This is a genomic window from Vibrio sp. Vb0667, from assembly GCF_033391095.1.
The window spans coordinates 253837-270089 of the sequence record NZ_JAWPOL010000003.1 but is presented as its reverse complement, the minus strand read 5'-3'; the positions used below and the strand labels follow the sequence as shown (position 1 = coordinate 270089).

The window sequence follows — 16253 nt, the reverse complement described above, 5'->3', positions numbered from 1 at the left end:
TATCCTGTGCATCAAAGTTAGGCTCATCACCAATTTGGTGAACTTAATTTATAGAGCGTCTAACAGAGCAATTCTCATTCCATAATTTATATTTCTAACACTTACGCTTTAATTTATTGTTTTGTATGAACTTTAATAAAATTACGTATTCTTGAAATGGTGTTTAACATGCTAATAAATGCACCAATATGGTTTTAGTGCACCAACATAATGCGCACTATATGGTTCAACAAACAGCAAACTCTCTACCATAAACGTAAAAGCCACCCCATGAGAGGTGGCTCATATACGGAATTGCTAACTAAAGGGGTTTATCGAGTGATCTTCCCTGCTTTTACATCTTCTAACCAACGTCCTTCGACAAGATAGGGAGGAAGCCAACCAGTTTCAACAGATAGACGGTTGCCTTTGTCGTACCACATGCAAGCCATGCCAAGCAGAGGGAAGTTGATAAAAGTTCTGATGCCTATCCTATCTGGTCCTAATTCTCTAAGATGATATTTCTCTTGGAACTGTAGGTTTTTAACGAGCACTTCCTCAAAATCATAACCAATGTTAGTAGTGAGCGCTGCGAAGGTTTCTAGGATCCCCATCGCAATTTCCAACGCCCAGTTATCCCCTTGGGCTACCGCTGCGTCCATTGCTGCGACGAGCTTATCAGGATAGTCCGATGTGCGATTATGAAACGACTGGATGACATCTACTAACATGTAAGACAATTCACCCGCTTTAGTAGAGCTTTGTCTCATCAAAGAAATCGGAAAGTTCGCCAATACGTCCATGCTAGGTTTATCACGCACAATCACCGAAGTAAAATACGCATCTAGCCACATTGAAGGACAAATGAAGCCTGTTTTTAAAATACCTTCCCCATCCCATGTCACTTCTGGATAGCCGAGTATCTGGATACTTAATGGTTCTTTCTGATACATAGCGAGCCGATGATAACATGCGCCCATTAGCGAAGTTTCATAAAGACGCAAGGTACATATTTGCTCATCTTCATGTGAGGCTTGAAACCAGGTATACCAGCGAACCTGGTCAATGGCAAAATCACCAAGACTGACCAGGTTTTCCCGCCTGATTTTAAGACCTTCTTTTCTGTTATCTAAGAGCCGGTTTATAAATTTTTTCCGATTCACAATGGCTTGAGTGTCAAGTTCAGGATTTGCTTTGCGCTCTACAACTTTGACCGATTCTTTGCTTTGCATTTTTACTTTAGTCCTTCTGAATCAATTTTAAATTCTGCCACTTCTAGTTTTACGTCCGAGGCTTTTCCACTTTCTGGGATGCTTGCTTGAGTATGTATATATCGAATAGGTATGCCGGAGAAAGCTGCAAATTGGATTTCGTCGGCAGCTAATTTTTCAGTCGTTCCTTCTTTATTCTCTGACATTAACTTAACTATTTCCGCCGCATATTTACTTGTCCCTTGCTGATATGCTTCATTGCCAATTTTACGACTGCCGAGCGGGCTGCTGCCCCCCTTAGCCTCAACGATGATGATTTCTTCAGGATCATCTGAGAGGTAAACCATATCAAAGTCGCCCGGCTTCGAAATTGAGGTTCCAATATCTTTGGGATGAAGCAGCTTAGCATTAGGACGTTTACTCCGGACAAAGTCATCCGCGGCCAACTCACCTATTTTTGCAGACTGTTGGTTAATATTACCAATTTGAGCGTTATATCCCTCTTCGCCAGCTCGAGCGTCGATTGCCTCTTGACGCTCTTTTAAGCATTCGTCAATTTTTTCTTTGTTTCTTTCTGTTAGCTCATAATCACTCGTATTGAGTTCAGAGTTTTCTTTATACTCTGCTTTATTCAGCACAAGATCTTCAGTAAAGATCGTGCAACCTTCTTCCCCGCCAACTTTCTCTGAGTCAAAAACATGCGCATTTACAAATTCCTCAATCCCAACAACATACTGCACTTCGTGTCGGCTGCCATCTGAATGATTGATATGACGATAAAAAGTAATTTCATTTTTCTCGCAATCAATATGGTCTAAATCGTATTCATATCGAATATGATTTTTACCTTTGGGTTTTCGGATTTTGACTTGCGATCGAACGCCATCTTCTCCGACGGATGACTCTTTTGCTGCTTCTAAAATCTGATCGCAAACCTCTTGGGGGACATCGCTTTGCGCTTGATACTCTGCCAACATTTGACCCAAGCGTTTTAGCCCTTCTTCACAAAGGAAACCTGTTGGATCAATCCACTGGATAGGGTTGACTGCATATTGGTAATGATTAATACCACCAACAATAGATATCGGATCTTGTTGGATAAAACGTCCTAGTTTAGGATCGTAATACCGAGCGAGGTTGTAATGTAAGTTGGTTTCTTGATCGAAGTACTGTCCTTGAAAACGCAGTGGATTTGCTACATTTTCAATATGTACATGAGCAAAGCCGTTAGCATCGTAGCTGGCACTCCATACAACATTCCCTTCGCAATCGATCAGTCGCTCTGGTTTACCAACTTGATCGCACTGGTACCAATAAATAACGTCATTTTCTAGCAGTGCCACTGGCGTGTAAGTTTCGGGTTGATATAGGTACCAACGGAAAGCACCTGAAGAGCGTTCACCAATTAAACGTTCACCTTCCCACAGGAACTCCGTAACGCCTTTTTGTGTAATTTTTTTCGTTCTGCGCCCTAATGCATCATATTCATATTGACTGATACCATCGTCGGTGTGAACTTCAATGAGCTGATTTAACGCATCAAATACGCGAGTCTGAACGTGTCCTTGCCCCTCACGTTTTGTCTGGTTTCCTTGCGCGTCATATTTGAACCTGACACCATCGTGTACTTCAATACGATCAGCGAATACCTCTGAAGTTGGCAAAGTAGGATTGCCAAAACTATCGTATTCAAATTTAGTCACATCTCCGGAAGCATTGACTCGTTTAAGTTGCCCTAAGGCATCGTACTGATAGTGTGTTGCTCCTGCCGTATTATCAATGATTGATGAAATACGGTTTTGCGCATTGTAAACGTACTTTTTCTCTCTATCTGGCCAATGCTGTTCAACCAAACGACCAACACCATCATAAATGATGCGCTCATTAAAATATGCCGTTTCAATTTGGGAAACTCGTCCCATTTCATCGTAATGAAATTTGATTTGAGGTAAATCTAGGTTTCCAAACCGAATCGCTGAAAAACGCCCATATCGATCATAAGAGAAGTTCAGCTCCGTATTATCTGGCAGTACCTGAGATACGCGTTGGCCAACTCTGTTAAACTCCTGCGTTATCTCAAACTGGCCTTGAATGCGCTTTGTTAAATGCCCGAATGAAGAGTATTGGTATTGCAATGTGTGATGGCGATTGGATGCGAAAGTAAGTCGCCCACCAAGCGTATAATTGAAGTGGTTCTCTACAATACTGCTACCATTTCCTGCTTTGACGTGCTTGAGATAACCCGCAGCGTCATAGCGATACAGCACCGTCCTATCGGCGACTTGCTTACGATGGATTCGCCCCATATGATCATAATCAAATTGGCTTTGTAGATTATCAAACCCGACAGTTCCTGACAGCTGGCCTTCATCGTCATACAGGAATTCGAACTCTAAGCCGTCACTCCGAACTAATTTAGTCAGGTTACGTTGTTGATCGTATTCGTAAGAAATATGGCTGCCATCGGGAAAGATGACTGCTTCTTGTTGCGCGAGTGCTCCCCATTGATACGAGGTAATGCCTGCTGGCGTTCGAATCTGAGCAACACGGCTGTGCTCATCGTAAGAATATTCTTCGCTATAACCGACTTTGTCTTCGTCGTTAAAATAACGAACTGATGTACGCCTGCCAAATTGATCATAAGCGAGTTGAGCAATACACCCATCGGGATAAGCAACGCCATTCACTAAATCTTCTTCATTGTAGCTATAACGAAGTAATGTACCGTCTATTTCATTCGCGATAAGTCTTTGTTGTTCATCCCACCACCACTGACTTTTCTTACCATCTTCAGACTCTTTTTTGACGACTTGACCGTGTTTATCGTAATCATATTCCGTGACACAGCCGAACTGATCGGTATCCCAAACTCTTTGACCGAGGCTATTGTAGTAAGCCTTCTCGATATCCCCGTCAGGTGAAACCGTTTTAACTAACTTACCTAAGCCGTCATAACCATATTGAATTTCTTTGCCAGAGGAATGAAACTTAGAAACTAATTGACCATGCTGATTATATTGATAATTGACCGTTGACTGATCAGGATAGATAGCTTGCGCTTTTCGCCCTAATTCATCATATTGCCATCGCCAAGTTCTACCTGTGGGGCTTATTTTCTCGAGTAAGTTACCCTGCTCGTCATGCAAGAAAGACCATTGATGATCTAACGAGTCAGAATAAGAAGAGTGATTTCCTTGATAATGGAAGCGATAGTCATAAATTCCTGCGTCCCCAACGTTTCTGATGCATTTCGCTTTTGCACCTTCGCCATCCCATTCAAAATAATGAGTAAAGCCAGTTGGTCGTACACGTTTAACAATTAAATGCCCGCGGTATTGATACTGTTCCTTTAAGCCTAAATGATTAGTTGCACTGACCAAATCATCGTGCTCATCATAGGTATAAGTTGTCAGAACTTTTTGGGACTTTGCATTTAGCAGTTCTACAAGGCGTCCTTGCTTATCATATTGACATTCAAGAACCGGACGCTTGTTGTATGCAATCTCGATCAATCGATGGTTTCGAGAATACTGCAGTTGAAACGTTGAAAACGTGCCATTTCTGACTTGTTTAACAACCCAACGATCATCTTTCTGTTCAAATCGATATTGATGCCCACTAGCGAGCGTCACGATCCGAGTTGCTGAATTTAGGAAATAACAGCTCGCACCAGCGTATATCTGGTAACTTGTTGCTCCAATATCTACTGGCTCAAATTCTGTGATATCGGCCTTATCGTCAACAAACTCCCAAGCGATAACATTGTCTTTCTCGTCCGTCTTTTCGCGTAATTCAAACTGAAATGCATGTCGCCAACCAAAGCCCATTCCATGATTTACATCCGACTGCGAAGAGCGGTAAGTACGCTGCCAAGTAGTACCTTGTTGTAGCTCGATATCATAGAGTTCGAGAATTTCTTCACCCGTCACAAGTGATACAGGATCACCGGCTTTCTCATGTTTTTCGCTGCTTTGTTGCTGAGGCTTGGCGGATGCGGCACTTCTGCCACTCTTTTTATTCGACTTCCCCTTTCCCTTCGATGGTTTTGCATTGACGGTATTTTGAGTCGGTGGAGGCGTAACCGCTGACGAGAGTGCGTAGTTTTCGCCGGTAGGTACAATTCGAGCGACATGCAAATCACCGTTCACCAAAGCATTGGCAAACGTTGAATTATAGTGTTGGGAAGTAAGCTCACCGTCAGGTATGTTTGGCTTGAATTGACCAATCGTATAGAACAAGTCCTCGACAGAGCGAAGGTCAAGCTCACCAAAGCTCTCAAGAAACTCTATTGCCTCTTGTTTGGTCACGAATGTTTTAGGTTCGCCGCTAGTAAGTAACTGACCAGAGAAGTGATAACTTTCGCCAAAGCGATTCGTGATAGGAATGACGAATTGAGGGATCATAGCCGTAACGTGTTTGTCCTTTTCTTACCTTGCCGCATCATTTAATGCTCGTTTCGCTCTTTTTATTTGTGAGAGCAAGATGCCTTAATCAAACATCCTCCGATAGAGATTCCTCTGTATGCGTAGACTGAATGTATTGATGGCAATTTTCACGTATGCAACTCTTTGAATTTCTGAGCGCAGCGTACTTTAACGGGACGATGAATCCTGAGTAAATGAACAATAGCGTGAGTGAGACTAATGTCTCATCGTGACGCGATTTTTTTACATGTTTCTTACTTAACTATGATTTTCTGCCCAGTTACGTAAATTCACTCAATAAGTTGCATCAAGTATCACCACTGCGACTCAACGCTTCATATTTGAGACAAAACAGCAACAAAAAAACCGCCTATTACGGCGGTTTTGCTTAAAGAATACTGATTAAAGGTTTGGACCTGTCGATGGTCTGTGTGGTTGGTTATTGAGCAGTTGCTGCATCCCTTGAAACATTCGCATAAACCACACCAAGATGGCTAATGCAGCAAACACCATCCCTACCCAAGGAATAAAGTAAGCGATGGTTTCAAGCAAAGTACTATGCAACCAATAATCACTCACGCCAACGAGTACACCGTTAGAAGTCGCGACGGTGACGATCAACACAACAAAAAACGTCAGGTAGAGAAAGAAGGTGCGAATTAAACCGTAGTAATGAGAAATCACTACGTCGCTGTCTTCTCCCTTATCTAATCGGTAACCCGCATAGATAATTGCGATAACGCCTGAGATCAGAAACGTAAACGGGGTCAGACAGCTCAGGATGTACGCAACCCAAATCCCGTTATGAGGTTTGTTCATTCGCTTTCGCTCCTTTTACTTCCGTTTGTGCCGTATCTGTTTCACCCATCGCTTCTTTGGACTTCACTTCCTCATACCAAAGATCGTGATGCTCTTTCGCCCATGTTTCATCAACTTCACCTGTCACCATGCCTTCTAGCGCACCTTCCATACCGAATAGACCAATATAGATGTGGAAGATAAAGCCACAGATTAGAATCAGCGCCGAAATCGCATGAACTAAGTTAGAAAGCTCCATGTCACGGCGAGTTTGGCCAAAGATAGGAAAGTCCAGAACTAAGCCACTCACTGCCGCGATAGCACCAAAGAAGATTAACAACCAATAGATTGCCTTCTCACCACCGTTTGAGAAACCAGCTGACGGATGTGTGCCTTTGTGTTTACCAACCATGCCGCCCATTTTCATAAACCAACGAACATCTGTCATGTTTGGAATCGACTTGCGCCACCATTTAAAGAGCACGAGCATCAGTAAAATGAAGAACAATGGTCCCATGTAATTGTGGTACTGCTTCGCCAACATGACGATAAAGCCCCAGAACTCAGTAGGAACGTACGGTTTTAAGAAGTGCTTACCGTAAACTAGCATCAAACCACTGAATGCCAGCGTTAAGAATGTAAACGCCACACTCCAGTGAAGCGCGCGGTCTAAACGAGACCAACGCTTCATTTTTTTACCAGTACGCGGCTTGCTAAGCATCAAAGGACCAACGAATACGTAAGCCATGATTACCATTGCAATACTGCCGAAAATCGCGACAGCACCAGCAGGAGACATCCATTTTTCTTTTAGAATGTACCAAGTCTCACCAGGTTTACTGATCAATACGCCATGTTCTGGCGATTGAGACGTGGTGTAGCCTTCTTGCCCCTCTCTGACTTCGCGCCAATAGTCTGCCCCGGCGAGTTGCGTGATCTCCTGTTGAATAACTTTAGAAGATTGTCCCTCTGCTGAAGCAGGCATTGCAAAAGTCAGCAGCAATGCCGTCATCATTGACAACATTGCTAGAGATGCACGTTTAAGCGTGTTTAACATGTGCCTCTCCTTACTTAGCTTTTCGTCGCATCGTAAGAAAGATCGTTTCCGTCTGTCCAACCTGCGTTTTTCGCGCCGCGTTCTACCACACGTTGACGGAAAATGTCAGAGACTTTCTCTGCGTCACCCGCAAGCAGCGCTTTGGTTGAACAAAGCGATGCACACATCGGTAACTTGCCTTCTGCGATACGGTTCGCACCGTACTTTTGGCGTTCTTCCTCAGAGCCAGGCTCTGTTTCTGGGCCGCCCGCGCAGAAAGTACATTTATCCATTTTGCCACGTTCACCAAACGCCTCTTGTTTAGGAAATTGAGGTGCGCCAAACGGACAAGCAAACAAACAGTAACCACAACCGATACACAGATCTTTATTGTGAAGAACGATGCCGTCTTCAGTATGTTCGAAACAATCAGCTGGACAAACTGCCATACAAGGCGCATCGGTACAGTGCATACAAGCAACAGAGATAGAGTTTTCACCAGCTTCACCGTCGTTTAGTGTTACCACGCGGCGACGCTGAATGCCCCATTCAAGCGCATCGTCGTTTTCGTTCTTACATGCAGTAACACAGCCGTTACACTCGATACAGCGCTTGGTGTCACATAGAAATTTCATTCGTGCCATTGTCAGACTCCTTACGCTTTACGAATGTTACATAGGGTTACTTTGGTTTCCTGCATCAAGGTAACCGGGTCGTAACCGTAAGTGGTTGCCGTGTTGGCCGATTCGCCAACAACGTAAGGCTGTGTACCTTCTGGGTATTTAGGACGTAGGTCTTCACCTTCGAACTTACCGCCAAAGTGGAACGGAATGAACGCCAAACCAGGTTTCACACGACGTGTTACCATCGCTTTCACCTTGATTCGTCCCTTCTCTGCACCTTCTACCCAAACATCATCACCATCTCTGAAACCAAGGTCGTTCGCGTCTTTCGGATTTACTTCGACAAACATTTCTTGTTGAAGCTCGGCAAGCCATGGGTTTGAACGCGTTTCTTCACCACCACCTTCGTATTCAACCAGACGACCAGAAGTCAGAACGATTGGGTACTCGCCCGATTTGTCTTGCTCTTGAATGGATTTATACAACGTAGGAACACGGAAGATTGCATCTTTGTCTTCCCAAGTTGGGTAATCCGTTACAAGGTCACGACGTGGTGTGTAAAGTGGTTCACGATGCAGTGGCACACGGTCTGGGAACGTCCAAACAATCGCACGCGCTTTCGCGTTACCAAATGGAATACAACCGTGCTTGATCGCGACACGCTGAATACCGCCAGAAAGGTCAGTCTTCCAGTTTTTACCCTCTGCTGCCACTTTCTCTTCAGCAGTTAAGTCGTCCCACCAACCAAGTTGTTTCAACAACTTGTCAGTGAACTCTGGGTAACCGTCTTTGATTTCACAGCCTTTCGAATAACTGTCTTCTGCAAGAAGGCTCTTGCCTTCAAATTCCACACCAAAGCGCGTACGGAAGTTACCGCCACCTTCTGCAACCGTCTTGGACGTATCGTACAGAATGTGTGTACCTGGGTGTTTCATTTCTGGTGTGCCCCAGCATGGCCAAGGTAGACCATAGGTTTCACCGTTGACAGGGCCACCTTCCGCTTCCAGTGTGGTTTTGTGGAACGTATGCCAGTTTTGTTGGTGCGCTTTCAAACGCTCTGGGCTTTGGCCTGTGTAACCAATCGTCCACATGCCTTTGTTGAATTCACGCGTTAGGTCTTCAATCACCGGCTGGTTGTTTTCAACACGGATGTTTTTGAACAGAAGATCGGAATAGCCCAGTTTCTTCGAAAGCAGGTACATGATTTCGTGGTCTGGTTTTGATTCAAACAAAGGTTCAATCACCTGATCACGCCATTGTAGAGAGCGGTTAGATGCGGTAACGCTGCCGTGTGTTTCAAACTGTGTTGTTGCAGGAAGCAGGTAAACGCCGTCGGTACGGTCGTTCATTACCGCAGCAACCGTTGGGTATGGGTCCACAATCACCATCATGTCCAACTTCTGCATCGCTTTTTTCATCTCAACACCACGTGTTTGAGAGTTCACTGCGTGTCCCCAGTAGAACATTGCACGGATGTTTTCGCGTTGACGAATGTTGTCTTTGTTTTCCAGTACACCATCAACCCAACGAGATACAGGAATACCTGCACTGTGCATTGGTTTCTGACCGCTATAAGCGTTGTCATCGAAACGACCTTTGATCCATTCGTAATCGATTTCCCACACTTTTGACCAATGACGCCAAGCGCCTTCAGAAAGGCCGTAGTAGCCCGGTAGCGTGTCAGAGAGCACGCCAAGGTCGGTTGCGCCTTGTACGTTATCGTGACCACGGAAGATGTTTGCACCACCGCCTGATTTACCAATGTTTCCAAGCGCTAGCTCAAGCACACAGTAAGCACGTGTGTTGTTGTTACCAGTAGTATGCTGAGTACCACCCATACACCAAACAATACAGCCCGGGCGATTTTCAGAAAGCAGTTTTGCTGTTTGGTAAACGTCTTCTTCGCTTACGCCTGTTACGCGCTCAACTTCTGCTGGCGTCCATTTCGCCACTTCAGCACGGATCTCATCCATACCGAATACACGTTGACGGATGAACTCTTTATCTTCCCATTGGTTTTCGAAGATGTGCCACAACACACCCCAAATGAATGCTACGTCAGAACCAGGACGAAGTGAGACATAGTGATCCGATTTTGCTGCCGTACGTGTACGACGAGGATCCGCTACGACGATCTTACAGTTGTTCTTCTCTTTTGCGATCAGAATGTGCTGCATCGCTACTGGGTGTGCTTCAGCTGGGTTTGAACCAATGAATAGCATCGACTTACAGTTGTGCATGTCATTGAAAGAGTTGGTCATCGCACCGTAACCCCAAGTATTCGCTACACCCGCCACGGTTGTTGAGTGACAAATACGCGCTTGGTGGTCAACGTTGTTCGTACCCCAAAGTGATGCCATTTTTCGGAACAAATACGCTTGTTCGTTGCTGTGCTTTGCGCTTCCCAAGAAGTAAACCGAATCAGGGCCGGACTCTTTACGGATGTCCATCACCTTGTTACCGATTTCTTCGATCGCTTGATCCCAAGAAAGCTTTTTCCACTTACCGTTTTCAAGCTTCATTGGGTATTTAAGACGGCGCTCACCGTGGCCATGTTCACGCAGTGCTGCACCTTTTGCACAGTGACCACCGGCGTTAAATGGGTGGTCGAATGCAGGCTCTTGACCCGTCCAAACACCATTTTGAACTTCTGCGTAAATACCACAACCCACTGAACAGTGAGAACAGATAGTACGTTTTACTTCTGTTTTCGCTTCTGGATCGACTGATTTTGCTTGCGCTTTTTTCATCATTCCCGGTGCGAATAGACTAGCACCAACCACTGCGCCACCAGCGGCAAGCGAAGTGTTTTTCATGAATGCACGACGAGATACGCCAAGCTGGTTCGTTTCTTTGCTCACACTGTCGGAGCGTTTGACAAGTTTCATCCGTTATCTCCTAAAGTGTGTCGTAGTAATCGCGAATGTGTTGAGTTTCACGATACCCTTTCTTCTTCACGTCGTTTTCAGAAGGCTCAACCGTTTCTGAAGCAACGGCCACTTTCGTGGTTCCCGCAACAACAGCACCGGCAACGGCAGCGGTTGTGAAGCCTTTTAGGAGATCCCTACGGCTTGTGTTTATTTCTTTATTATCTTTCATCATTGCTTCCTTACCTTACGGTAGATCTTTGGAGACTCATGCCTCTCTATCGATATGACCAAGTACTGCTCGATTACTCGTAATCAGTGACGTTTTTCACATCAATTTTTAATTTGTTCTTACTGCTTTTGGTGTTCACGCTAAAGCGCACTTGCTCTAACGTTAAAAACGCATCGCAAAGCTGTGCAGCTGGCTTGTAGAAGTTCACGCTTTCTGCGCTCTCTAGTTGGCGCGTAAAAGATTGGAACCAAGGGGCAATGTGTTTGTTAAACACCGCTTGTTGAAGTTCTTCCTCTTCACCTGTCAGCATTGCCATCACTTCGCACAGTGCAGAAATATGGTCTTCAGGCTCTTTCACGTTCTCTTCTCGTTCGATGCCTAAAAGATCCAAATCGCGACGAATTTCCGCTAACGGCTTTTCCATCATCGAGCCAGTACGATGCCAAGATCCGAATGGCACAACTTCACCACGTCCAATGCCAATAAACAGATCTTGATATTCTTCTTCTAACGCTTCTCGCTGCGCTTCGTTCGCGGCTTGTTGCAGTGCGAGCCAAGCTTTTTGCATCGCGCTCTCAGACGGCTCAATTTCTAGCGATTTCAGGAACGCCAGCATTTCATCACTAGGCGCACTACGAAAAAGTGCGGATAAAACGAGATAAATGTCTGTTCTCAGTGTTTGTTCTTGTTGTGTGTCCACTGCGAGCTCCTAGTATTTCAGTTGTTTCATTGGGTCTTCTGCCATCGACTCAAACATGTCGATCACACGGCAGTCTTCACACATCGCGATACGATTGATCGCCGCTTCATCAGAGAAATGAGAGTGACCGCGTAACTTGTTTTGTAGCATGTCGATCATAGACTGAGGTGCGAATGGCTTATGACAGCGAATACATTCCGCTGCTTTCTCTTCGTGAATCACAACCGCTTTTTGGCGCTCTTTTTTCACCCAGTTCATACGAGGCGTAAGCGTCAGCACTTTCTCTGGACACGCTTTCTCGCACAGCCCACATTGAATGCAGTCTTGCTCGACGAATTTAAGCGACGGAGATTGACCATCGGTATGAAGTGCACGTGTAGGACAAACTGCCACACAGCTCATACACAACGTACAATCTTTGCTCTCACAAGAAACATTGCCGTAAGGCGCGTTTGCTGGCAGCTCAACAATGTTCTCGACTGGAATACGAGAAGACGACAACGCATCCAACGCCGTAAATAGACGCTGACGTTTGTTACCTTGCAAATCACCTAATGCCAAATCAAAAGACTCAGTACAAAGTGTCGGAGCACCTTCACGTAGTGACTCTAGATACAGAATGTCGATGGTTTCTTTGGCGATACCAAGCTGACCGAGCAGCTCTTGAGCAATACCAACTTCGCTATTAAGCACACGAATAATGGTTTGAGGCATAAAACGTGAAGCCGCAAACAGCACCTGAGTAGCACCATTCACAAGCGCGGCGAACCAAGTATCAATACCAACCGAAGGCAGTTCTTCCACCACAATTGGAATCACATTATCTGGCAGTGCTTTTAGTGCCATCACGTTGTAGCTCTCGTGGCGAGAACTGCAAATCAATACGATAGGATCTAAACCACCCGCTTGCTCATAGTTGGCGAGCGTACGTTCAATAAACTTTTGCGTATCTTCAGGGTTTGGCAGTGCGTAATGAATTGCTTCTGTCGGACACGCTGTAGCACAAGTACCCACGCCTTGACATAGGTATGGGTTGATCTCGATGCGATGGCCCGTTTTGTCGCTGCCTTCACTCGATAGTGCCCCTGCCGGACAAGCATCCACACACCGTTCGCAACCTTTTACGCCACGAGAGCTGTGTGCACATAAATCGGTATCTAAACGGAAGAATTTCGGTTTATCGAACGTCCCCATTAAGGTTGGAATCTCTTCCAACGCTTCAGCCAGTTTCGGATAGCCACGACCTACTGGGTAGTAGCCCGGTACTGGGACTTCTTCCGACATGCAGCTGTTAAGGCAAAGATCGAGTACGATATCGAAACAATCGCTATTGATCGCGACCTTGGCAAGATTGTTGGTCGAACCATGATTTTCAATCAGAACTTCAAACGTACCTAAGAACCCTGAAACCTGAACCGAATTGGCGTAATAAAGCTCGGGATTTGTGCCCTTTTCGCCATCGGTAGAAAGCAGCGTTAGGCTGTTCATTTGCGACAATTGCGCTGCCGCACTTTCGATGATTGCTGTTGGGCCCACAATCAAAGTATTACCGCCGCTTTCATAGCTTACGGTTGGTGGAATAAGATTGGTCAACTCTACGGTATTTTCGAAAGCGTACAGCCTCGCTTTACCGTTATTGGAAGTTGCTTGTTCTAATAATTGTTTCAGCATTGCTCAATTCCATTTATGAACATGGATAGTCTTTTCCATCTCTTAGTGTAGTTAGCGCCGGAGATTCTGCTGATTAACTTATCAATGAGAATTCTTATTCCGCCATCTATAGGCGATGAATACTACGCAGTGCGTCCGTACTAACTTCAACCAGATTGGTATTGAGCAACAAATAGCAAGTGTCATGCCAATAAAATATCAACTGAAAATCAATAGGTTATCAATTTTACTGACAAATAGTAGGGATAAAAAAACCGGTTGAGACATTTTGTCTCAGCCGGCTCATTGAGTGTTTAGTCAAAATGTACCTATTATTTATGTGGTATATTTTGTCTCACCTCGTTAGACTGTGATTCTTCAGCAAAAGTATCACTTTCACTAGACACTGTGTTTATATACAGTTCATTTTCATCTTGAGTAATTTGGGCATTTTTGTCGGTGTTTGACTCTGCGTCTTCAACTACCTCAGATGCGATATCGTTAGCGTTAAGCTCAGACCCTTGCGCAGTTTCAGCGTCTGGTTCGTCTTCCACTTTGTCTTTAACCCAATCACGCAGCGTCTCAGCGACGTCTTGAGAAAGTGACTTTAAGTTACTGTAATCATCATCGTAATCGTCTAGGCCGTCACGCACGTTAAATTCTTCGGACAAGAACATTTTGCGCAGCGCAGCTTTCTTGACACTTTCTGAAGCTTCAGAAACCAGCAGTTGCGCCACAGACATTTTTTCGGTTTTTTCAGTCTCTACACTCGCGGTAATGTCTGGAGCCTGACTATCCTCATTGACGTTCAAAGCATCTGAGCTTTCGTCAGCGTTTGAAAGCGCTGTGACACTATCTTCGGATTGCGCCGTCTCTGCTATCGGCGTGATCTCTTCATCATGTTGGGAAGATTCTTCTAACTTACGTTTCGACCAACGGCTTAAAAAACTAGTTGCCATTTGCTCTGCCCGCTCCTTTGCGTTTCTTACGTCTTACTTCTAACAACTCACCGTGGCGACCGATAAAGGCTTCCATCCAAGCCTGAACGGCTAACGGCATATCGTTAGATAGTACAAGGTTATCACCATCCATATATTGCGCCGCAACAGATTGTGAAGCCGTCAGTAACTGTATCGCTGGTTTTTCACCAGACTCGACGTTATCCATCACTAAAAAGAGTTTAGGTTGCAGAGAGCTTAAGTTAAAGCGGTAGTCTGTACGTTCATCTTTATGTAATTGCAACGGACAAACATCTGGAGTCTCTTCCGTCGGATTCAGCGCAAATCCTGTCAACTGCCATTGGGTTGTCACCCAAATCCCTGTACTGATCTCATGCTCAACAAGCTCTACGCCGATTGGCCATGTATCCTCAGTCTTTTCGTAATTTTTTTCGAAATCTTTCTTATCCGACATAACTCACCCAGTCTTTCTATTTTTGGTCTGAAAACACACAGGACATTTTGCCCCCGTTTTCGACCATTTTTATTGTCTTCGAAGCAATAAACGCGCCAAGCTGATATAACTTAGTCTATATACTCCCTCAGGCTATAAGTACCAAACTAGACGAAACTCAAATGTATTGATGTGTCATTACTGCGAACTCGCAGTTTTAATGCATTGTTGACATAAAACCTCGCAATTTCTGTGGGAACCGCTATTTTGGAATGAGATTTGCTAGCCATTTAAAAAGCTAAAATGCGTAGCAACCTAACGCTCTTAATCACTAGGACACGACTGTGCTGAAACCAAATATTATTAAAACCAGTGAAAATCCCCTGCAAACCATTGAAGTCGATGTGTATGACGAGTACGGCGAAAAGCTCACGAAGCAAATCGCTTGCGAGCGTCCTCTTACGGTCATGCTGAACTGGAAAGAAGTGGTCACGCTCATGACGCTAGGTTCGCGTCCAGAAGCACTAGTACTGGGTTATTTAAAAAACCAAAGCTTCCTGTCCGATCCAGCCGCGATTGAATCCGTTATTATTGACTGGGAAACGCATTCCGCAGCGGTGATTACTAAAGAAAACACTGAGCACTTAGAAGGCGCCCTGAAAAAGAAAACCGTCACCTCAGGTTGTGGCCAAGGCACTATGTATGGCAACGTGATGAAGCAGCTTGAAAATTATCAAGTGCCTCAAGTTCCTCTTAAGCAGTCAGAAATTTATTCTGCGCTGGAAGCGTTAACTCATTACAACGACACCTACAAAAAAGCGGGCGCAGTACACGGCTGTGCGGTTTGCAAAGGTAATGAGGTGTTATCATTTGTGGAAGATGTCGGCCGTCACAACGCAGTGGATACACTTGCAGGTGAGATGTGGCTCAAAGAAGAAACAGGTGAAGATAAAATTTTCTACACAACTGGTCGCCTTACATCAGAGATGGTGATTAAAGTGGCTCAAATGGGCATTCCTGTTCTGCTTTCTCGCTCTGGCGTTACTCAAATGGGGTTAGATCTAGCGAAGCAATTTGGTATTACGACCATTGCGCGTGCGAAAGGTTTGCGCTTCCAAGTGTTTACAGGAGCCGACAAGGTTGAATTTGATGTAAAAGGCAACCAATAACACCTTTTCAGTGTAAACTAAAACCAATAATGCGGATTCACAGAGGATGTGGACTATGAATAATGACCAATTGTGGAATTTTCTGCTTACGCCCAGCGGTATCATGCTTTCTATGATTATTACCTTTGGCGTGGTCGGGATCTATGCGTATATAACCGGTCAGTTTAAGGAT

Annotated in this window: 12 protein-coding genes; 1 reads left to right on the top strand and 11 read right to left on the bottom strand. The window is 44.8% G+C overall.

The window, feature by feature from the left end; all coding sequences use genetic code 11:
• Positions 1 to 311 precede the first annotated feature (311 nt).
• From R8269_RS06415 to R8269_RS06365, 11 genes are all read right to left on the bottom strand, one after another.
• Positions 312 to 1211, bottom strand: coding sequence for an immunity 49 family protein (locus tag R8269_RS06415; protein WP_258476648.1), 900 nt, complete (start codon positions 1209 to 1211; stop codon positions 312 to 314).
• Between the two features lie 2 nt (positions 1212 to 1213).
• Positions 1214 to 5593, bottom strand: a complete 4380-nt coding sequence (locus R8269_RS06410; RefSeq protein ID WP_258476647.1) for an RHS repeat-associated core domain-containing protein — start codon at positions 5591 to 5593, stop codon at positions 1214 to 1216.
• 423 nt (positions 5594 to 6016) lie between these two features.
• Positions 6017 to 6433, bottom strand: a complete 417-nt coding sequence (locus tag R8269_RS06405; protein WP_005377532.1) for a membrane protein — start codon at positions 6431 to 6433, stop codon at positions 6017 to 6019.
• Positions 6417 to 7469 carry a formate dehydrogenase subunit gamma gene (locus R8269_RS06400; RefSeq protein ID WP_258476646.1) on the bottom strand — a complete coding sequence of 351 codons (1053 nt, stop codon included), beginning with the start codon at positions 7467 to 7469 and terminating at the stop codon, positions 6417 to 6419. Before R8269_RS06400 ends, R8269_RS06405 begins: the two co-directional genes overlap by 17 nt.
• 14 nt (positions 7470 to 7483) lie before the next feature.
• Positions 7484 to 8092: a formate dehydrogenase FDH3 subunit beta gene (gene fdh3B, locus R8269_RS06395; protein ID WP_005377536.1), complete on the bottom strand. Its 609-nt coding sequence runs from the start codon at positions 8090 to 8092 to the stop codon at positions 7484 to 7486.
• 11 nt (positions 8093 to 8103) lie between these two features.
• Entirely contained in the window at positions 8104 to 10959 is a 2856-nt protein-coding gene (locus tag R8269_RS06390) for a formate dehydrogenase subunit alpha (protein WP_005377539.1), read from the bottom strand.
• A 10-nt stretch (positions 10960 to 10969) separates the two neighbouring features.
• On the bottom strand, positions 10970 to 11170 hold the full coding sequence (locus R8269_RS06385; protein WP_005377542.1) for a twin-arginine translocation signal domain-containing protein: 201 nt from the start codon (positions 11168 to 11170) through the stop codon (positions 10970 to 10972).
• A 73-nt stretch (positions 11171 to 11243) separates the two neighbouring features.
• Complete coding sequence (locus R8269_RS06380) at positions 11244 to 11870, bottom strand: molecular chaperone (RefSeq protein ID WP_017820684.1); 627 nt, start codon at positions 11868 to 11870, stop codon at positions 11244 to 11246.
• 9 nt (positions 11871 to 11879) lie between these two features.
• Positions 11880 to 13541, bottom strand: a complete 1662-nt coding sequence (locus R8269_RS06375; RefSeq protein ID WP_017820683.1) for a 4Fe-4S dicluster domain-containing protein — start codon at positions 13539 to 13541, stop codon at positions 11880 to 11882.
• Positions 13542 to 13852: 311 nt separating this feature from the next.
• Positions 13853 to 14479 (bottom strand): DUF3306 domain-containing protein, encoded by a 627-nt coding sequence (locus R8269_RS06370; RefSeq protein WP_017820682.1) that lies wholly within the window; start codon positions 14477 to 14479, stop codon positions 13853 to 13855.
• Positions 14469 to 14933: a DUF3305 domain-containing protein gene (locus tag R8269_RS06365; RefSeq protein ID WP_017634910.1), complete on the bottom strand. Its 465-nt coding sequence runs from the start codon at positions 14931 to 14933 to the stop codon at positions 14469 to 14471. The genes R8269_RS06370 and R8269_RS06365 overlap by 11 nt, the downstream gene beginning before the upstream one ends.
• 323 nt (positions 14934 to 15256) lie before the next feature.
• Between R8269_RS06365 and R8269_RS06360 the strand changes: the two genes are divergently transcribed.
• Complete coding sequence (locus tag R8269_RS06360) at positions 15257 to 16081, top strand: formate dehydrogenase accessory sulfurtransferase FdhD (protein WP_017820681.1); 825 nt, start codon at positions 15257 to 15259, stop codon at positions 16079 to 16081.
• The last annotated feature ends 172 nt before the right edge of the window (positions 16082 to 16253 follow it).